The following is a 19048-nucleotide window of genomic DNA, read 5'->3' on the forward strand; positions in this document are numbered from 1 at the left end:
CCTATTCATCATTAAATAGCTAATTGTATGTCGCTCATTCTTGTCACTCTAAAACCTTATAACCCACGATTTATAGCATTATCATTCATCTCTCTTTATGATTTAAAAAATAAAAAAAGGAAGTATGAAATCAATATTGTAAAATTAATTTCATACTTCCATTCAAGAAATGTTATGTTTCTATTAACTTTTAAAGTATTAGTTATTTAACTATAGTGATTTTATAATATCAACAAATACAATAAATTAAAATGAACACTTCATATTAACGTCTTTCTAGACTTACATAATTATTTTATATTGCGTAACCATTCAACTATTGTAGGAATTAAATATCCTGTTGGACCTTTTGGACCTTTATACGTATTCTTATTGATAGTTGCAGGGCCAGCTATATCAAAATGCATATGAGGTGTATCTCCTGCAAAATGATTGATAAACGTTGCTGCAAACAAAGCTTTACCTTGGCCATTTGTATGGTTAACTAAATCTGCAACATCACTATTTTTAATTAAATTACGCTCAGTCGTTGTCATTGGTAACTCAAATACAAATTCATCATTAGTCTGTGCATAGTTAAGTATTTTTTGTAAATGATTGAATGCATTATGACTAAACACGGCAGCCTTATCATCTCCTAAAGCTACAATTGCTGCACCTGTTAATGTTGCAAAATCTAAGATCACTTGTGGTTGGAATTGATTTGCATAGAATACTGCATCACCTAATACCAAGCGACCTTCTGCGTCTGTATTCAACACTTCAACTGATTCACCACTTAAAGCGGTATATACATCATCAGGTTTCATTGCAGCTTCATTTATCATGTTTTCTGCTGCAGCAATAACACCGACAATATTTACTTTCAATCTAAGTTTGCGTGCAACTTCTATCATTCCCACGACGTTAGCCGAGCCACACATATCGAATTTCATCGTTTGCATGCCTATTTTTCCTTTTATGGAATAGCCACCTGAATCATAAGTAATACCTTTACCTACTAAAGCAATAGGCGCTTCATCTTTTTGCCCACCATTATATGTTAATGTAATGACTCTTGGACCATTTTTAGAACCTTTACCTACTGCATGAATTAAGCCGAACCCTTCATTTTGTAATGTCTCATGATCTTTAATATCTACATCTACTTCTGTCTCTTTAAAATGATCGTAAATAGAGTTTGCATAATAATCAGGAGTTAATATATTTGGTGGAATATTACTATAATCACGCGCTAAATTTATTGAACTACCAATGATTTGACCTTCTTCAATAAATTTAAGTATGTCATCATCGTCTGTATGTATATCTAATGTTAGTTCAAATGGCACAGATTTATCTGTTTTGTAATTATCAAATTGATAAATCGCACGATTACTCTGTTGTCCTAATATCTCTGCAACTACATCTTTAGATAAAGATGGTGCTTCAAACGTTTCTAATTTAAAAGAGGCTTGTGTAATACGGTTTTGTTTCAAGTATTGAAATAAATTGCCAAACATTTTCAAATAGTCGTTAAACGTCAAGTTTTTAACATTACCCATGCCAACAGTAACCAATTTTACGTATTCATCACGTATTGTAAACATCGTGCTAGAAACTGTACCAATATTAGTACTAACTATTTGATTTTGCTTTAATGACTTTAATTGATCATTAATATTATCTCCGCTAATAATGATTTCCCCTAATTGATTTAAATGTTCAGGTAAACCTATAATTAGCGTATTTGTTGCTATATCGTTGGAGTTTTTAAGATTAACTAACATATAACATCTCTCCTTTATAAGTTTAGACTTCTTTTTAATGCATTTTAAAGTAATACTATCAAAAAGTGTAATAAAAAGAGGCCGGACATAAATTATGTCTCGGCCTAGGATATGTTTTAGATAATGATGACTGCAATATAGAGAGTTTTAACTTTTCTACTCTTGTCATCAAAGTCTTGGCGAGACAATAAAATCATTTTTAGAAAGTGTTTTACTATCCCGCTCCTTTAAAAATTTGCATCACAGTTAAGTATGTGAATTACATATTTAAAATTATATATTAAAATTTACCTTTTTTGAACGCTAAACCGATACCGCCAAGTTTAAATACTGCACGTGTATCAATAACTTTCTTCATAAATGCTGCTTTTTTACCTTGGATATCTTTACCGTAAACAACACCAACGCCATCATGCGCACCTAGTGAACATACAGTACCGCGATCAACATAATCAAATTCTTGAGTTGGTTGACCTCCTAATACATTTTTAATATTTTTAGCAGTATGTTCACCTTGTTGCATAGCGATTTGTGCTGTAGTTGGTAATGGACGTTCTTCTCCAGCAGGGATAAATGCAGAACAGTCACCAATAACAAAGATATCGTCATAACCTTCGATAGTTAAATCTTGTTTAGTTACAATACGTCCACGTTTTACGCCTTCGAATGATTCTTCCATTAATTTACTACCACGAACACCAGCAGCCCATACAACTGTATTAGCTTCTAATTGTTCTTCTTTGTCATTAACTTTTACAACGAAACCTTTTTCGTTAGCTGCAACAATCGGTGTACCAATTTTGAATTCTACACCTTTACCTTCTAAGTAACTTACTGCATAGTTAACTAGTTCGTCAGAGAACATTGGTAACATTTTAGGAGCAGCTTCAACACAAGTAATTTTCACTTTGCTTTGCTCAACACCATATTTATTACATAATTCTGGAATTCTATCAGTTAATTCACCTAAGAATTCAACACCAGTAAATCCAGCACCACCAACAATGATTGCTAAGTCTTTATCATCTTTTTGTTTTGAAGATGCATAGTTAGCAAATTTATCTTCGATGTGACGAGATAATTTACGAGCAGTTAAAATGTTTTCAATTTGGAAAGCATGATCTTTCATACCTTTGATACCAAATGTTTCACTTTCAAAACCTAAACCTACAACTAAGATATCAAAGTCAAAGATTCCAGCATCTGTTTCAACTTTTTTTGCATTGCGATCAATTTTAGTAACTTCTGCCTTAACAAAGTTAACTTTATTTTTGTCTACAACGCTTTCTACTGGATATAGTAAATCTTCATAGCTAAGAGTACCTGCTGAAGCCTCGTGTAACCACGTTGCTTCGTAGTGGTAATCATTTTTATTAATTAATGTAATTTCAGCTTCATCTGCTGAAATTTGCTTTTGTAATTTTGTAATAGTTTGTAAACCGGCATAACCAGCGCCTAGAACTAATACTTTTTTACGATCTTGAGCCATTTCATTCACCTAAGCTTTCTTAATTTTTTTGTTGCAATAGTCTTTTTCTATACCCCATTCACAATATAGTAATTCACAAAAAAGACATTTTTCATCCAATACTAATTTTATAGTTTTTACTGCTGATTTTCAAGCACCAACGACCATATTGTTTATTATTTCACATAAACGAATAAAAGACTATAGTTTACACTTATTTTAAGTAACTATAGTCTTTTATTTAAGTATTATAATTTAGCAATCTTCTGGTGAGCCAGCAACTTTTGCAGTTCTAAATGAACTACCACAACCGCATGAAGCAATTGCATTAGGGTTGTCTATTTGGAAGCCACCACCCATAAGTGATTGTTTAAAATCAATCGTTGTTCCATCTAAAACCGGTTTATCGTATTTATCTATTAAAACTTTTAAACCATGAAACTCATATATTTCATCATTTTCAGCAGGTTCAGCTTCAGCAGACATACCATAAGTTAATCCGGTACAACCGCCACCGTTCACCTTAACTTTCAAATAACCATCCGCCATATCATTTTGTTGTAACATATCTTTAACTTCATATGCAGCAGCTTCAGTCATTTCAATAATAGCCATTATTTTTACCTCCCTAAAAAATCCATGTTTCTTCTATATGTGCGTAAATTTTTTGTAATAAATCATCTGGCGAATCACCTTCAACGATATCACCATTCACTAATGCATACAACCCACTAGAACATATACCACAATTTTGTAAACAACCGTATTCTAATACGTCTACATCTGGGTCATTTTCAAGCTGATTGTATACATAATCTCCACCCTTCGCTAAATTCGAAATGCAGAACTCGATTATTGGATTCATAATACACCCTCTCATAAAATATCAGTTAAACAATTATAACAAAAACGTTATTGTTATTTCTACATACTAGCTTATAAAATATCACTTAATAAATAGCTTGAATTAATATGTACTTTACATCACTAATACAATAAAATTGTAAGTAATAATCTCCATTAAAATAAAATATATATTTTTAATAATTACAATTTGTCTTCTTTATTTGTAGTAACAAATAAAAAAGCATATAATAAATATAAGTAAGCTGATTATAGAAAATTGGTATATCGATGCAGGACGAAATATGATTTAACCACATTATATTTAATAACTTACATTGACGAGATAACAAGTTCAATTACCTACTATAGAAGTAAGTAATTGTATGTTTATGCTCAATACAATTTTTACTAGAGGGGTATCACAAATGAAAAACTTAGTATTATTAGGTGGCGGTTATGGAAATATGCGTATCATGTCTCATATCTTACCATCTGCACTACCTGAAAATTATACGATTACATTAATAGATCGTATGCCTTATCATGGTTTAAAACCAGAATTTTATGAATTAGCAGCTGGTACAAAGTCAGATAAAGATATTCGCATGAACTTTCCTGATTCAGATAGAATCAACAATGTCTATGGAGAAATCAATGATATTAATTTAGAAGATCAAATTGTTTCAGTTGGTAATACGAAAGTAGACTATGATGAATTAGTGATCGGTTTAGGTTGTGAAGATAAATATCATAATGTTCCTGGTGCTGAAGAATACACGCATAGTATTCAAACACTTTCTAAATCACGTGAAACTTTTCATCATTTAAGCGAACTACCAAATGGTGCCAAAGTGGGTATTGTTGGCGCTGGTTTAAGCGGTATTGAATTAGCTAGTGAATTAAGAGAAAGTCGCAAGGACCTTCAAATTTATCTTTACGATAGAGGTGAACGTATTTTAAGTCGTTTCCCTGAAAAACTTAGTAAGTATATTGAAAAATGGTTCAACGACCACGATGTGACAGTTGTTCCAAATTCTGATATTAATCGCGTGGAACCAAGTCGCATTTATAATAATGACGTACCTGAAGATGTAGATTTAATTGTTTGGACTGCCGGAATTCAACCAGTAGAGTTAGTAAGAAATTTACCAATCGATATTAGTAAGAGTGGTCGTGTCATCTTAAACCAATATCACCAAGTACCAACGTACAAAAATGTTTATGTCATAGGTGATTGTGCTGAATTACCACATGCACCAAGTGCTCAACTAGCAGAAGCACAGGGTGACCAAATTGCAGATGTTATGAAATTACAATGGCAAGGTAAACCTCTACCTGAAAAAATGCCAGAAATCAAAATACAAGGTTTCCTTGGTTCCCTAGGAGACAAAAAAGGATTTGCTTATATTATGGATCGTACCGTTACAGGCCGCTTAGCTTCCATTTTAAAATCCGGCGTACTTTGGATGTATAAATATCATAACGGTTAACTAATTACTTTATTAAATATAAACTTTTGGTTATTAAGTTTGTTGAAAGTCCATTTTCATAATTATAAAAGCACAAGCACCGTCATTTGTTTATGACGGTGCTTGTGTTTATTTTTAAAAAGTAAGGTTCTAACACTGAAATCTTTATATGATAAATAGTTATAACTTAAACATCTTTTTCGTCGAATTAATTGATCTAATGATTATCTAAAAAGCGAGTTATATCCTTCAATTGTACATATCCATCAGAAACATACTCGTCATTCATAGTTACGAGTGGATAAAAGAGTTCGTCATCTTGAATACGCTCAATAAATTGTTGGTCATGATCCGACAAATTTTCGGTATCATTTTCTATATCGATATACGTAAATTCAAATTGTTTATCTGGATACTTTCTCTGCAATAATGGTTGCAACCAGTCAAACGTATTACGAGATGTCGGCGCATTAACACAACTTGCACAAATAACATCTGCCCCATAAACAACAACACTTATTTTGTCCATATATCTTTTCCCCTTTTATCTTGAATTATAGATTTTTCATTACATTTCTATTATAATAAAAAGATAAGTAGAAAATGAAATAATATACTTGAAAGGAGGCATTTCCATGCCAACTGAAAACGTAACAATGTTTGATCAAGTAGCGGAAGTTATCGAAAAATTACGTCCCTTCTTACTACGTGATGGCGGTGACTGTTCCCTTGTTGACGTAGAAGACGGAATTGTTAAATTACAATTACATGGTGCTTGTGGTACATGCCCAAGTTCAACAATCACACTAAAAGCAGGTATTGAACGTGCTTTACACGAAGAAGTACCAGGAGTAATCGAAGTAGAACAAGTATTCTAAATGATAGATGCTTTATATATAACATCAGAAAATTTAGTTCCTTTCGAACACTTTTATAGAGAACAGGACAATGTAATTGATTTTTCATTGTCCTGTTCTATTTTTAACGCGAAAAATCCCTTCAACATTTCACTTAAATGTGTACATGTTGAAAGGATTTTTTATTTTATTTCTGGTGCATATGTTCATCGATATTTTTAGTGATATATACCCAGCCTTTCCAGCCAATATGAACTGCATCACTTACAACATATGGTTCGTAGTCTTTATCTGACATATCGTATGTCTGTCCACCATGAGCCACTATTGTTTTATCAATTTTTTTATATATTTTCTGACGTCTATCTTTATCAATACCAATGTGATCATACCACTTACCGTTAGAAGGTATAATTATATAATCAACATCTGCGCCAGCTTCTCGTAATGTATCTACAAGTAACTCTAAATCTTTAAATTCAGGAGAATTTTCCCTAAATTCATGGTTTCGATTAATTTTTCGTTTATGTTTTTTAATTAAATCCCAATATTCATCTCGAATACCAAATTCATTTGTTTTTGTATGTTTAGCGCCATAGATTTCAGCTTCTGTCATCACATCATCCCAAGAATCATTTTTTGAGGTAATTGGATCGATATGCGATACAGGTGATTTTCTCAATGGATATACGGCTTTAATAGCTTCAATTTTTTTCAATTGTTCATCTTTAAAGTTTGAAAGATAATTTTTATTTTCTTGTGATTTTCCTTGTGCAACTTTTTCTAAATATGCGCGATTTTCCACATCTTTAAATTGTAATAATCGGTTTGCATAACGTTGCTTAAGTTCTGGGCTTAGTTGTTCTTGCTTAAACAACTGATTGAGCTGTGCTTTTGAAATACGCGCCTTAAAATTATCTTGCGTTAAGCCATTTTTTGTAAACCACTGTGGCGAAACAATAAATGCCATTTTTTTACCTTTTAAATTTCCATATTGTGAACCTAGTTCCACAGCGTTCACTAAATCTGTCGAACCACCAGTACCAATTAAGAATGGTTTCTTACTAACTTGATTTCGATTATTTAATAAGATTGCTGGATTAAATGGATCGTCTTTTTCTAATTCACTGGAACCATATATCGGATAATAAGCATCAGATTGATACATTTTATCTTGCACTAAAGTTCCTTTTAGTACTTGATCTGTTAGAGCAACACTTTGCGTAGCTACTGTCTTGGAATTGATTAATCCAGCGAACCAACTTGCTGGTAATACTAAGAAAATTCCAAACAATACAAGACTTACAATAACAGGTATAAATGGTTTTAACTTCATCGTAATTCTTCTAATACCGCTACAATCTTGTTAGGTGTCGCCCATTCATCTCTATCAAAATCCATAATCGATACTTCAATATCTAATTTATTTTGAATCTCTAGTAAAAGACCTACCGTTTGAAAAGAATCAATAATCCCCTCTTCAAAAAGTTCTACATCTGGATTTTCCTTAATGACATTATTTTCAGCTACTTCAGTTAATAAATCTAATACTTGTTCTCTAAATTCCATAATAAATCCTCCTCATAATTAAAACAGTTTCCCAGAAAAGATAAGAAAACCAAACGTTACAAAATGGAATGTAACGATAATACTTAACATTGTTGTATATTGGTTAGACCATCTTGGCGGATGATTTTTTCGCCATTTTTCATAATATCCATAACCAATAAATAAAACTGCGTGATATAAACCATACAAAATATAATGAACTTCAATGCCATGCCAAATACCCATAATTAAAAAGTTTAATGAGAAAGCAATATTAGACATTGTAAATTGATTTTTTAATAAGCGTTTTTTCGACATAAAGAATAAGGCTCTCATATAGATACAATCTCTAAACCAGAAAGATAAAGACATATGCCATCTATTCCAAAAATCCTTGATATTCTTTGCTTTAAATGGTTGCTTAAAGTTTTGTGGCGTCTGTATACCATATAAATAGCTAAATGCCATCGCAAATAATGAATAACCAGCGAAGTCGAAGAATAGATACAAACTATATGCATACATATATAACCATTTAGCAGTGAAATTTGAAAAATCTAACATTAATGGATTAATCGCATAAACTTGTATTAAATAAGCAATAATGTATTTATATAAAAAACCTATCATGATGAAATGTATTGCTTTATTTAGTGATGCTCGATAACTTTCGCTACTTTGTATCTTACTTTCATCTTTAACAAAACGTTTGTAGCGGTCAATTGGACCAGATGAAATTGTAGGGAAAAAGGAAATGAATTGAAATACTTTAGTAGCTTTGACTTCTTTTATTGAACCATCGCGAATTTCCATTAATAATTGAACACTTTTGAAAGTAACATAAGAAATACCTAAGAAGCCTATAAATTCAATTACCTTGTTTTCATGGAGCTTTAATTGTGCAGCACCAAACCACGAACTTTGCATTACCTTTACCCCTACAAGTGGTAATATCGATAATACAATCACTATGAAAAACTTTATAAATGAATTGTTTTTCGCACGTGATTTCCAATAAAACATAATGATTGCTACTTGCCACAACAGATATAAAGCAAAGTTTATAAGTTGAACACTTAAATATGATTGACCAAATAAATTATGTTTATCTGAGGAAAAAATGAGCACAATCATGATAGCTGTGCTTATGCCATTATAAATACGGCTTCTTTTTCCAGTTAAACCTAATATAATCACCGGAATTAAGACTATAAATGCTATAAGAAAGAACGTAAATGTGCCATATGGAATCATGCTAATACATCCTCGGCAATCTGCTTACGATCTAATTTCCCATTAATTGTTAAAGGAAATTGCTCTTTAAATATAATCTTTCTTGGAATCATATATTCTGGCATCGCTTGTTTAAGTTCTTGTTTAATATCGTGTATCAAGTTTTGTTCATCTTTGTCATCATTCAAGTCATTTAAGACTACAACACCTTGTAGTTGCGTTACTTTATTATTTTTGTATACTGGTACCACAATTGCTTCTTTGACAACATCTATTTGTCTTAAATGAAATTCTATTTCTTCTAGCTCCATGCGATAGCCATTTAATTTCACTTGAAAATCTATACGTCCAGTGATAAACCATAGGTCATCTTGAACTGTTGCTTTATCTCCAGTAAAGTAAGATTTACGTTTATCTATATCTTTAAACACTGCATTAGAACGTTGCTCATCTTTCACATAACCTTCACTTACACATTGTCCAGAAATGATTAATTCTTCATTTTCTGCTAAAGATAATTGCGTACCTGGTCTCGCTTTCCCCACAGGTAATGGATTATATTGATTAATGACCGCTTCAGTAATTAAGATACTCGTAACTGCAACTGTCGCTTCTGTAGGTCCATATGTATTATAAATATATGCAGATGGAAAGCGTTGCAACAACAACTTAGCAGTTTTATGAGGCAAAATTTCTCCACAAAAGAAAAATTCTTTTAAACTTTCATAATGTGTTTCAGCTAAATTTGGTAACATTAAGCACATTTCCATAAATGATGGTGTAGACACCCAAACATTTATTTTAGATTGCTCTAACATATCATTTAATAATTTAGGCTTGTTAATCATTGTTTTATCTACTAAATTTAGTGTTCCTGCAGTAGCTAAACATGGATAAATTGCCATTACAGATAAATCAAATGAAAATGGAGCTTGATTTAGCCACTGTTGATTCTCACCTATTTTATTCAAATCTACCATCCAGTTCGTAAACTCGTTAAGACTTTCGTATCTAATTTGTACGCCCTTAGGTTCCCCTGTAGAGCCCGATGTGAAAATGGTATACGCAATATCTTTATCTTTAATTTTAGATTCAAATTCAACGGTACGATTATCCGTTAAAAGTGTTTCAGTATTTACGATTTCTCTGCCATTACTATCTAGTGAATGTTCACTTGTATTAAAAATAAAATCAGGGTTGATTTTTTCAATAATAGTATTAATACGCTCTTCAGGCATTGATATATCAAGGGGTACATAACCACATCCCGCTTTCATGCTGGCAATCATACCTACAATCATAAATGGTGACATATGACCATATACGATTAATGGGCTTTTAGTATCTTTGATTAAGTTTGCAAGTTTATTTGCATATTGATTTAACTCACGATACGTTAATACATCTGTATTATGCTTTATCGCTATTTGCTCAGGGTACATTTTTTCATTTTCAATTAATGAATATATAATATCCTTCATACTATTCTCCTCGACTAAAATTCATTATAAATAAAGTTATTATGCGTATCTCCAGAACCGTAAATTAAATACAGTGCTATAAATATTGCAAAATATAAAAGAGTTAATAACCATGGTTTAATTTTTTGATATTTCGTCGTATTTTCCATCTCTTTACGCATTTTTCACCTCTTAATTCAAATTATTTTTTATATTATTAATCATTTATTACATAAGTAAGTTTTTTGTTGTAGCACGATTTACACTACTTTAACATTTTACCAACTTATTATACATTTTTTATGATGTTGTGACAATCGAATTAACATATTTATATATAACAAAAATGTTAGATTGTTTATTTTATAGTGTTTTATAAAATCAAAATATTTGTTTATTCTTAGATAATTTTGCATAATATGATTCGAAGTTATATTTTATTATCGTATTAATATTGTAATGCTTTGTTAAAAATTATTGTTAAAAATACTTGATTAACGCTATAACTTCAAGGTGTTATTGCTATCTATCATATATAGAATGTTTAGTAGCATAATCATAATGCGCCGGAAAATATATGAATTTTTGTGTGAAAATAATACATGATTTTGAAAATAATTTATTATAGCATTACTAAAAATTTTAACGTGTACGCATTTAACCGTGTCAACTTCGTAACAAATTTGACACAATTGGTATTTTTTAAAACAGTATTCTTTACATCATGATTTATAATCTATTAATTAAAATTCCACATAAAAATACACCTCTATTTAAAACAGAAGTGTATTTCAGTATGTCGACAAAGTCTCCGACTTTGTTGGCAGTTTTTTATGCACGCTTTCCGCGGGCACTGCCTTAGCCTGTAGTCTTCGTCTAGTGCTATTCCCGCAGGAGTCGGCATAAACCACTGCCAATATGACAAAAAAGTTATGATAATATATGTAAATTAAACAGTGATGGTGTTTATGTTGAATATATAAGATTAGTGGATATAGTAAAAAACAATATAAAATGCGAAGTCAAACAACAGTAGAGAGAAGATTTGATGATACAAAAGTGCAGCGTGGTATGCGATGAACGAGGTATAGAGCCATGACAAAGTTCCCATGGATATCACACTGATTTGTGCTGACATGAATCTTAAAAATCGCAATGTGACTAATAAAAGGACCATTAATAGTCTGAAAGATTACTACTATTTTGAAAATTCATTTAAAATAGAAAATAAACAAACCTTTCGCATTGATTTGAACTGACCCCAAATAGTGGGAAGGAAATAAAAACACTTTCGTTGAATTCATTTAAAATGAATCATACGGAGGTGTTTTTTCTATGAAAATAATGTCTTATTCAATAGAAACAAAATATAAGACTATTGAAATGAAAGAAGCTGGATATACTGTAAAAGAAATTATGGAAGTATTAAATATCAAAAACAGCACACAGGTAAAAACTTGGTGGCGATGGTATCGAAATGGTGAAACTTATAGATTTTATCAACAAAGAGGCAAGCAATATACTTATGGCAAAGGAGTGAAAGAATTATCAGAAATAGAACAATTAAAGTTAGATAATAAGAAAAAAGATATTGAATTAGATATTTTAAAAAAGTACAAGGAATTAGAAAGGAAGTGGTACCAAAAGTAATTGTAGAATTAGTTAATCAATTAAAGCATAAGTATTCAATCAAAATGATACTTGCTGTTTTAGAAATACCTAAATCGACATACTATAGATGGAAACACAAGAACAATGAAAAAGATAAAGTGACTCAAAAGATTATTGAATTATGTGAAGAAAATAATTTCACCTACGGTTATCGCAAAATTACAGCGTTGATTAATCAATTGTATTCAGCATCAATTAATCATAAAAGAGTTCAGCGAATCATGCGAGAGTATAATCTGAACTGCCGAGTTAGGCCTAAAAAATCTAAAAAAATTGGCAAACCTTATTATAAAACAGAGAATTTATTACAAAGACAGTTTAAAGCTAACCAACCAATGGAAGTATTAACAACTGATATTACTTATTTACCTTTCGGTAACTCTATGTTGTATTTATCTTCAATTATGGATGTTTATAACGGAGAAATTGTGGCGTATAAAATAGATAACAAACAAGATCAAAGCTTAGTAAATGATACATTGAATCAAATAGATATACCTGAGAATTGCATACTACATAGTGACCAAGGCAGTGTTTACACCTCGTACGCTTACTATCAATTATGCAAAGAAAAAGGCATTATCAGAAGTATGTCCCGAAAGGGAACACCAGCTGATAACGCCCCTATAGAAAGTTTCCATTCCTCGCTAAAGTGTGAAGCTTTCTACATAAACAATGAGCTCAATAGCTCTAACCAAATTGTAATAGATATTGTCGAAAATTACATTAAAAACTATAATAATAATCGAATTCAACAAAAACTAGGCTACTTAGCTCCCATAAAATATAAGGAATTAGCAGCCTAGAACAAAGTGTTTTTATTAAGTTCCCATTCTAAGGGTTCAGTGCCGATTTGCGAAGGGTTTGTCAACGTTCTGAAATACACCTCTATTTAAAACAGAGGTGTATTTCTATATTATAGATAAGTATTAACGCTCTACGTTATTTGCTTTATCTTAGGATATGATAATACAAAATATTGATATATCATCTATTTACAATGTTTACTTTAAATTGACTGGCGTTTTAGCTGGTTGGTTATTTAATACTAATCTTATATTATCAACACATAATTGAATCATACGATTTCTGGTTGTAACAGACGCACTTCCAATATGTGGAACTATAACTGCATTGTCCATCTCTAATAAAGGATGAGCCATATCTATTGGCTCTTCACGTAGAACATCTAGTCCACAAGCTGCAATCTGTCTATTTTGTAGCGCAGATACAAGTGCCTCTTCATCTACAACAGCACCTCGTCCAATATTTATAAAAATAGCATCACTTTTCATTTTTTCAAATGCTTGAGCATTAAATTTATTTCTAGTTTCTTCTGTAAGTGGTGCAGTACAAATAATAAAATCACTATGTTCAAGCAAAGTATCAAAAGGAACGTACAATGCACCAAGTGCTTTTTCAGTATCTTTATTTCTAGATCTATTATGGTACATAATCTTAGTATCAAAACCTTTTAATCTTCTTGCAAATACCTTACCAATCTCGCCCATACCATATATTCCTACATTGGCATTAGATAGATCTTTTCCAGCAAACAAGTAAGGCCCCCAACTTTGCCATTCTCCATTTTGAACATACTTTTCAGCTTCCACAATACGCCTAGCTACTGTTAACATCAATGTAAAACCAAGTTCCGCTGTTGTTTCAGTAAGTACACTGGGTGTATTAGTTACAGTGATCCCTTTACTATGTACAAGAGGTACATCTATATTATCAAAACCAACTGCCATATTAGCAATCACTTTTAAATTTGGAGCAGCTTTGATAACTTCACTATCTATTTTTTCACTTAAAGTAATTAAACAAGCAGTTGCATCTTTAATAGCCTCTAGAAATTGATCTCTTGGCATTGGTATTAACGATTCATCCCACATTTCAACTTGTGCAATAGCCTCTAATTGATCTATAAATGGTTGTGGAATACTTCTACTTACAATGATTTTTTCCATTCAATCACTCCTAACTTTCGAGTTCTTTGATAACGTCATTTAAATCTTTAAATGTATATGTCGGAGGAACTGGCTTCTGTTCAATTTCTTCTTTAGTTGTTACACCTGTTTGCACATGAATCGTATCAATATTCACATTGATTCCCGACATTATATCCGTGTCATATAAGTCACCGACCATTGCAACTTCTGAGCGCTCTAACCCTAAAATGTCTAGCGCTTTTTTCATAATAATTGGTTCAGGTTTACCGATAAATGTAGGTTGAATACCAGTTGATACTGTGACCACGCTTGTAATCGCTCCATTTCCAGGTAAAAAGCCACGTTCCTTTGGTATAGATACATCCTGGTTAGTTGAAATAAATTTCGCACCATTACGGACACCTAAAGTAGCAGTTGCTAATTTTTCATAGGTAACGGCCTCATCCAAACCAATAACAACATAATCTACAAATTCATCTTCTTTAACTACTAATCCTTTATCTGTTAACGCATGTTTCAATCCGCTACCACCTAGCATATATACGCTTGCACCTGGAGATTCCTCAGCAATATATTCTGCAGTAGCTAACGCTGATGTAACAACCTCATCAGCTTGTGCGACTAACCCCATTTTATTTAACTTTGCAGCTACCTCTTCTGGCTCTTTAGTAGAATTATTAGTTACATATAAATGTGGAATTTCATATTGATTTAGATATGATATAAATTGAGATGCACCATCTATATGTTCATCTCCTTTATATAAAGTACCATCTAAATCAATTAGGTAAGCTTGATATTTTTTCATACTACTTATTCTCCTTTTTTGCCAAATGCAGTTACTGGTACATTTTCATTCTTTAAAAATTGTATAACTTCTTCTATATATGTTTGATAATAAGATACCGACTCATCAAAAAGTGGTACTAATTCAGCGGTATCAAGTTCATCATAATAATGAACAAATCGTTTTCTGACATCTACAGTTTTATTGATTTGATTTTGAGTATCTTCTGAAATCACTTTTTCTAAAGCTAAGATATCTATTACGTCTTTATAATTTCCTGGGTCTCTTAAGATAAAACCATCAATAATCATGTTTCCAATGTCTACTGCTGATTCAATGAACATTTGTGCTATGCGTTCAAATGCATAAGCATTATCTTTGTTTTGCGGATAATCTTGAATAAGTTGTTGCAAGTAATTTAATTTTGTATTTAATTGATCTTTATTCACGAAATACATCTTTTCACCCCTATCAATCTCATCATACCATACCTTTGCAGTCGAATTCATTTATGGTTATACTGTAAATTAAGACTTTTTAACTAAATTAAATATCTATAGTAATTAGATTTAAAAAATAGAAGAAGTAAGGAGTGTTTCAAAGTGATTGATATGTATCTTTATGACGATGATGAATCTGCTCAGGTGCAATTTGTTGGTTTCGTTGGTGAACATAGTCGCTATGACCTAATGTTAGTCCAAACAAACCGTCACTTCGGTAAAACGATTGTATTAAATATGCAAACGAATCAATTTGGTATAATAGGTACCGACGATTTAGAAGAAGAAGGTTATATAGCCCACATCTTAGGCGTTAATGAAGAAGAAGGTACTGAAATTTCAGAATACCTTAATGAGGTTATTCAATAAATAGACACTAGTATGCAAAGATTATCAACGCAATAAACCTTAGCTAAATAAAAATACTTATATTAATGATAGTAATTCAATTCTATGCGAATATATCCCCTTCTACACCATAATTAAAAAGCAACTTTATTCATTTTTTGAATAAAGTTGCTTTTTTAGCGAGACTTTTCTATTAGTGTGCCAAATTTTTTCAAACAATATTAAATAAGCAAAATCATTATTTTTCAGTATCTTGAATACTAGGTTTTATTTTAACATCATGTAGCTTATCTTCTTCAAGATCCGTTTCAACTATGTCATTTGACTCTACATAATTTTTCATCTCTGCTTCTGGAATACGTCTTAATATAAAGTACGGGCAACCAAAATTACAATATTCTAATAAATAATCTTGAATTGTTGAAAAGCGTTTGCTTAATTCGGCTTTCTTATTAGAATCTTTATAAAAACCTTTTAACCTCAGTTGATCGTAACCAAAATCTCCAACAATAAAATCGTACTTATCTAATATATCAGAATAGCGATTTACAAATGTTTCTTCATCAAAACATTCTCTATAATCTTCGATGATTTCAAAAAATTGTCCATTTAACTTTATCATGTCATTCACCTAATCTAAACGCATCAAATTACTATTATCCACTAATTTATTAATAAATAGTTCTTTGACTTGTATGTAATTATATTTTACTTCTAAGAAAGACTTAGCTCATTGATATTGCGCATCAGCACAACTATAATAAATGAACTAAGTCTTTAATTAACTTATTTATTTAAATGCTTACCTATTTCTGTACCAAGTTGTTCTTCACCAATACGGTGTTTTTCTTTCGCCGCTTCATTTACTTGCTCATCGGCATGATATGAACTTCTTACAAGTGGTCCTGCTTGGCAATGTTTAAATCCTTTATCCATTGCTATTTTTCTTAGTTTACCAAATTCTAATGGCGTATAATATTTTTCAACTTTTAAATGTTTACGTGAAGGTTGCAAATATTGACCAATCGTTAAAATATCAACATCATTAGCACGTAAATCATCCATAGTTTCATAAATTTCCTCGTGTGTTTCACCTAATCCAACCATAAGACTTGATTTTGTTGGGATATCAGGTTGTAATTCTTTAGAACGTCTTAGGAACTCTAACGTACGATCATAAGTTGCTCTAGCACGAACTCTCGGCGTCAAACGGCGGACTGTTTCGATGTTATGGTTTAAAATGTCTGGTTTTGACGCCATTAAAGTTTCTAAAGCATCATAGTCTCCACCCATATCTGAAGGCAAGATTTCTATTGATGTGAATGGATTACGCTCACGCACTTTACGCACTGTTTCAGCGTATACATTTGATCCTGCATCTCTTAAGTCATCACGAGCCACAGCTGTAATAACAACGTGTTTTAAATTCATTAATTCAACAGATTCTGCCACACGCTCTGGCTCATCTAAATCTAATTCATTAGGAAGCCCTGTTTTAACTGCACAGAAACGACATGCACGTGTACACACTGCACCTAAAATCATAAACGTAGCTGTACGACGTTCTCCCCAACATTCATGTATATTTGGACACTTTGCTTCTTCGCAAACTGTATGTAAATTCTTTTCGCGCATCATTTTCTTAAGACCAGTGTAGTTTTCGTTAGTATTCAGCTTTATTTTCAACCAATCTGGTTTACGTAAAATTTCTTCATTTTTAGTAGCCATAACCGCACAATCCTCCTGATTTGAAATCTCTAATCATTATAACGAAAATTCAGGTAAATTAAAACGTATAAAGTCATATTTTAGTATTCTAATAATTTTTCTTTGAAAATATCTCTTAAAAACTCCGGCATCAAGTAATCTATAGACTGATCTTTTAAAGTAGGAAAGTAACGTCCAAACGTATACATATCTATCGTTCCTAATATATACGTTTCGTCATCATTTATTACTTCGCCATTTATAAAGTAACGTGATTCAGATTCAATAAATCCTAAATTATATAAAATATAGCCACCAAAAATATTACCTCTAAAACCCAGACCCTGTGCATGTTCATTAAGATATTCTTGTTTTTGACTTTTAATTATTATATTTTTCAACTCTTGTCCACTTAATCTAATACGCACAGCATTAATTGGATGAGGTAACATTTGATGAATATCATATTCAGTTAAACGCTCTGCCTCTACGCCATTTACAATGAGTCCCGCATTAATAATTGTGCAATCTGCATTCGTAAATTCAAAAACACTTTCTGCTAAAATATGAGCCGTTTGAGTAATAGTATCTGTTCTTCTAGGTAAAGAAATTGGATGATCAATCACTGAATCATTTAACAACATTTTCCCTTCTTCATCAAAATGAGTTTCAACTTCTGGTAGCGTATCAAGAGGATGAAGTATTGCTTGTTTTTTAATTATGCTATTATTTTCAATTTCTAACGTAACTTCTCCTAAAAAATGTCCATACTTTCCTGCTGCAGCCATTAAAACACCGTTGTTAATCTCACCATTTTCAAAATAGTGGTGTGTATGACTACCTAAAATCAGATCAATTTCTGGAATTTCTTGGCATAATTTCTCATCAAAGAATACACCGACATGACTCATAATCACAAGTAAATCATAAGCACCTTCGTTAGCTTTTATTTCATCTTTAATTGCTTCTAAAGGATTTGTAACAATCCAATCTAAAGCTCTATAAAAAGGAGTGAATGGAGCTGTAGCTGCAATAAAAAGTATGCGAACCCCGTCTATAACTTTTATAAATGATGATGACATATTACGCGGTAACTGTCCTTGTTCATCAAAGACATTCGCACAGGTTACATCGAATGTTGCATTATCATATAAAGTATTTAATGCATCATGTGAGATTGTCATACCTTCATTATTACCAATCGTAGCGATATCGCAATGTGCCGCATTTAATAATTCGACATTTTTTATACCCATAGTTGCTTCAGTGACGGGTGCAGAAAGATCAACATGGTCGCCAATATCTAAATATAGTGAATGATGCATTAGTTTTGGTCTATTTTGAGTCATATACTCTGTAATTCGTGCATATTCATGCAAGTGACTATGTATGTCATTTGTATGATAAATTGTTAATTTCATCTATAGTTCCCT

Annotated in this window: 20 protein-coding genes; 4 read left to right on the forward strand and 16 right to left on the reverse strand. The window is 31.6% G+C overall.

Annotated elements, in window-relative coordinates; translation table 11 throughout:
* Positions 1-290 precede the first annotated feature (290 nt).
* The 4 genes from ACM591_RS10870 to ACM591_RS10885 all read right to left on the reverse strand — a co-directional run bounded on the left by ACM591_RS10870 (position 291) and on the right by ACM591_RS10885 (position 4102).
* A complete protein-coding gene (locus ACM591_RS10870) occupies positions 291-1769 on the reverse strand; it encodes a leucyl aminopeptidase family protein (protein WP_326026116.1) in 1479 nt (492 codons plus the stop codon).
* Positions 1770-2049: 280 nt separating this feature from the next.
* The gene (locus ACM591_RS10875) at positions 2050-3258 is read right to left on the reverse strand and encodes an NAD(P)/FAD-dependent oxidoreductase (RefSeq protein ID WP_029377560.1); all 1209 of its coding nucleotides are present in this window, start codon (positions 3256-3258) and stop codon (positions 2050-2052) included.
* A 234-nt stretch (positions 3259-3492) separates the two neighbouring features.
* Positions 3493-3852: a HesB/IscA family protein gene (locus tag ACM591_RS10880; RefSeq protein ID WP_029377561.1), complete on the reverse strand. Its 360-nt coding sequence runs from the start codon at positions 3850-3852 to the stop codon at positions 3493-3495.
* Positions 3853-3865: 13 nt separating this feature from the next.
* Positions 3866-4102: a YuzB family protein gene (locus tag ACM591_RS10885; protein ID WP_029377562.1), complete on the reverse strand. Its 237-nt coding sequence runs from the start codon at positions 4100-4102 to the stop codon at positions 3866-3868.
* A gap of 406 nt (positions 4103-4508) precedes the next feature.
* On the opposite strand from ACM591_RS10885, the gene ACM591_RS10890 reads away from it, so the two are divergent.
* Positions 4509-5573: an NAD(P)/FAD-dependent oxidoreductase gene (locus ACM591_RS10890; RefSeq protein WP_418354382.1), complete on the forward strand. Its 1065-nt coding sequence runs from the start codon at positions 4509-4511 to the stop codon at positions 5571-5573.
* Positions 5574-5769: 196 nt separating this feature from the next.
* Here the strand turns inward: ACM591_RS10890 and ACM591_RS10895 are convergent, their stop codons facing one another.
* Complete coding sequence (locus tag ACM591_RS10895) at positions 5770-6081, reverse strand: YuzD family protein (RefSeq protein ID WP_029377564.1); 312 nt, start codon at positions 6079-6081, stop codon at positions 5770-5772.
* Between the two features lie 106 nt (positions 6082-6187).
* Between ACM591_RS10895 and ACM591_RS10900 the strand changes: the two genes are divergently transcribed.
* Positions 6188-6430, forward strand: coding sequence for a NifU family protein (locus ACM591_RS10900; protein WP_002483816.1), 243 nt, complete (start codon positions 6188-6190; stop codon positions 6428-6430).
* Positions 6431-6596: 166 nt separating this feature from the next.
* Here ACM591_RS10900 and dltD read toward each other — a convergent pair whose 3' ends face one another.
* Genes dltD through ACM591_RS10925 form a run of 5 tightly spaced genes read right to left on the reverse strand, consistent with a single transcriptional unit; the run spans position 6597 to position 10832 of the window.
* Positions 6597-7745, reverse strand: coding sequence for a D-alanyl-lipoteichoic acid biosynthesis protein DltD (dltD, locus tag ACM591_RS10905; protein ID WP_326007538.1), 1149 nt, complete (start codon positions 7743-7745; stop codon positions 6597-6599).
* The gene (dltC, locus tag ACM591_RS10910; protein WP_029377566.1) at positions 7742-7978 is read right to left on the reverse strand and encodes a D-alanine--poly(phosphoribitol) ligase subunit 2; all 237 of its coding nucleotides are present in this window, start codon (positions 7976-7978) and stop codon (positions 7742-7744) included. Before dltC ends, dltD begins: the two co-directional genes overlap by 4 nt.
* Before the next feature lie 18 nt (positions 7979-7996).
* Entirely contained in the window at positions 7997-9211 is a 1215-nt protein-coding gene (gene dltB / locus ACM591_RS10915) for a D-alanyl-lipoteichoic acid biosynthesis protein DltB (protein WP_058625715.1), read from the reverse strand.
* Positions 9208-10671 (reverse strand): D-alanine--poly(phosphoribitol) ligase subunit DltA, encoded by a 1464-nt coding sequence (dltA, locus tag ACM591_RS10920; RefSeq protein ID WP_029377568.1) that lies wholly within the window; start codon positions 10669-10671, stop codon positions 9208-9210. The genes dltB and dltA overlap by 4 nt, the downstream gene beginning before the upstream one ends.
* A 14-nt stretch (positions 10672-10685) precedes the next feature.
* Complete coding sequence (locus tag ACM591_RS10925) at positions 10686-10832, reverse strand: teichoic acid D-Ala incorporation-associated protein DltX (RefSeq protein ID WP_029377569.1); 147 nt, start codon at positions 10830-10832, stop codon at positions 10686-10688.
* 1153 nt (positions 10833-11985) lie between these two features.
* On the opposite strand from ACM591_RS10925, the gene ACM591_RS10930 reads away from it, so the two are divergent.
* Positions 11986-13127, forward strand: a protein-coding gene (locus ACM591_RS10930; RefSeq protein ID WP_418354383.1) for an IS3 family transposase whose coding sequence is annotated in 2 segments (ribosomal slippage) — positions 11986-12256 and positions 12256-13127 — 1143 coding nt in all. Because the reading frame shifts where the segments join, the coding sequence is not laid out codon by codon here.
* A 198-nt stretch (positions 13128-13325) separates the two neighbouring features.
* Here ACM591_RS10930 and ACM591_RS10935 read toward each other — a convergent pair.
* Genes ACM591_RS10935 through ACM591_RS10945 form a run of 3 tightly spaced genes read right to left on the reverse strand, consistent with a single transcriptional unit; the run spans position 13326 to position 15518 of the window.
* On the reverse strand, positions 13326-14291 hold the full coding sequence (locus ACM591_RS10935) for a D-glycerate dehydrogenase (RefSeq protein ID WP_326026783.1): 966 nt from the start codon (positions 14289-14291) through the stop codon (positions 13326-13328).
* Between the two features lie 10 nt (positions 14292-14301).
* Entirely contained in the window at positions 14302-15081 is a 780-nt protein-coding gene (locus tag ACM591_RS10940) for a TIGR01457 family HAD-type hydrolase (RefSeq protein WP_029377571.1), read from the reverse strand.
* Between the two features lie 5 nt (positions 15082-15086).
* The gene (locus ACM591_RS10945) at positions 15087-15518 is read right to left on the reverse strand and encodes a DUF86 domain-containing protein (RefSeq protein WP_029377572.1); all 432 of its coding nucleotides are present in this window, start codon (positions 15516-15518) and stop codon (positions 15087-15089) included.
* Between the two features lie 144 nt (positions 15519-15662).
* Between ACM591_RS10945 and ACM591_RS10950 the strand changes: the two genes are divergently transcribed.
* On the forward strand, positions 15663-15929 hold the full coding sequence (locus ACM591_RS10950; RefSeq protein ID WP_029377573.1) for a DUF3055 domain-containing protein: 267 nt from the start codon (positions 15663-15665) through the stop codon (positions 15927-15929).
* 217 nt (positions 15930-16146) lie between these two features.
* Here the strand turns inward: ACM591_RS10950 and ACM591_RS10955 are convergent, their stop codons facing one another.
* The 3 genes from ACM591_RS10955 to ACM591_RS10965 all read right to left on the reverse strand — a co-directional run bounded on the left by ACM591_RS10955 (position 16147) and on the right by ACM591_RS10965 (position 19036).
* Positions 16147-16530 carry a YutD family protein gene (locus tag ACM591_RS10955; RefSeq protein ID WP_029377574.1) on the reverse strand — a complete coding sequence of 128 codons (384 nt, stop codon included), beginning with the start codon at positions 16528-16530 and terminating at the stop codon, positions 16147-16149.
* 164 nt (positions 16531-16694) lie between these two features.
* On the reverse strand, positions 16695-17636 hold the full coding sequence (gene lipA, locus ACM591_RS10960; RefSeq protein WP_029377575.1) for a lipoyl synthase: 942 nt from the start codon (positions 17634-17636) through the stop codon (positions 16695-16697).
* An 80-nt stretch (positions 17637-17716) separates the two neighbouring features.
* Positions 17717-19036, reverse strand: coding sequence for a bifunctional metallophosphatase/5'-nucleotidase (locus ACM591_RS10965; protein WP_029377576.1), 1320 nt, complete (start codon positions 19034-19036; stop codon positions 17717-17719).
* Positions 19037-19048: the final 12 nt, after the last annotated feature.

Origin of the sequence: Staphylococcus sp. Ze2 (assembly GCF_048568365.1) — a bacterium.
Classification (GTDB): domain Bacteria; phylum Bacillota; class Bacilli; order Staphylococcales; family Staphylococcaceae; genus Staphylococcus; species Staphylococcus xylosus.

Excerpts from the sequence above, each read along its gene's own strand:
- ACM591_RS10870 (WP_326026116.1), bottom strand. The coding sequence starts at position 1,769 with ATGTTAGTTAATCTTAAAAACTCCAACGATATAGCAACAAATACGCTA.
- ACM591_RS10875 (WP_029377560.1), bottom strand. The coding sequence starts at position 3,258 with ATGGCTCAAGATCGTAAAAAAGTATTAGTTCTAGGCGCTGGTTATGCC.
- ACM591_RS10880 (WP_029377561.1), bottom strand. The coding sequence starts at position 3,852 with ATGGCTATTATTGAAATGACTGAAGCTGCTGCATATGAAGTTAAAGAT.
- ACM591_RS10885 (WP_029377562.1), bottom strand. The coding sequence starts at position 4,102 with ATGAATCCAATAATCGAGTTCTGCATTTCGAATTTAGCGAAGGGTGGA.
- ACM591_RS10890 (WP_418354382.1), top strand. The coding sequence starts at position 4,509 with ATGAAAAACTTAGTATTATTAGGTGGCGGTTATGGAAATATGCGTATC.
- ACM591_RS10895 (WP_029377564.1), bottom strand. The coding sequence starts at position 6,081 with ATGGACAAAATAAGTGTTGTTGTTTATGGGGCAGATGTTATTTGTGCA.
- ACM591_RS10900 (WP_002483816.1), top strand. The coding sequence starts at position 6,188 with ATGCCAACTGAAAACGTAACAATGTTTGATCAAGTAGCGGAAGTTATC.
- dltD (WP_326007538.1), bottom strand. The coding sequence starts at position 7,745 with ATGAAGTTAAAACCATTTATACCTGTTATTGTAAGTCTTGTATTGTTT.
- dltC (WP_029377566.1), bottom strand. The coding sequence starts at position 7,978 with ATGGAATTTAGAGAACAAGTATTAGATTTATTAACTGAAGTAGCTGAA.
- dltB (WP_058625715.1), bottom strand. The coding sequence starts at position 9,211 with ATGATTCCATATGGCACATTTACGTTCTTTCTTATAGCATTTATAGTC.
- dltA (WP_029377568.1), bottom strand. The coding sequence starts at position 10,671 with ATGAAGGATATTATATATTCATTAATTGAAAATGAAAAAATGTACCCT.
- ACM591_RS10925 (WP_029377569.1), bottom strand. The coding sequence starts at position 10,832 with ATGCGTAAAGAGATGGAAAATACGACGAAATATCAAAAAATTAAACCA.
- ACM591_RS10935 (WP_326026783.1), bottom strand. The coding sequence starts at position 14,291 with ATGGAAAAAATCATTGTAAGTAGAAGTATTCCACAACCATTTATAGAT.
- ACM591_RS10940 (WP_029377571.1), bottom strand. The coding sequence starts at position 15,081 with ATGAAAAAATATCAAGCTTACCTAATTGATTTAGATGGTACTTTATAT.
- ACM591_RS10945 (WP_029377572.1), bottom strand. The coding sequence starts at position 15,518 with ATGTATTTCGTGAATAAAGATCAATTAAATACAAAATTAAATTACTTG.
- ACM591_RS10955 (WP_029377574.1), bottom strand. The coding sequence starts at position 16,530 with ATGATAAAGTTAAATGGACAATTTTTTGAAATCATCGAAGATTATAGA.
- lipA (WP_029377575.1), bottom strand. The coding sequence starts at position 17,636 with ATGGCTACTAAAAATGAAGAAATTTTACGTAAACCAGATTGGTTGAAA.
- ACM591_RS10965 (WP_029377576.1), bottom strand. The coding sequence starts at position 19,036 with ATGAAATTAACAATTTATCATACAAATGACATACATAGTCACTTGCAT.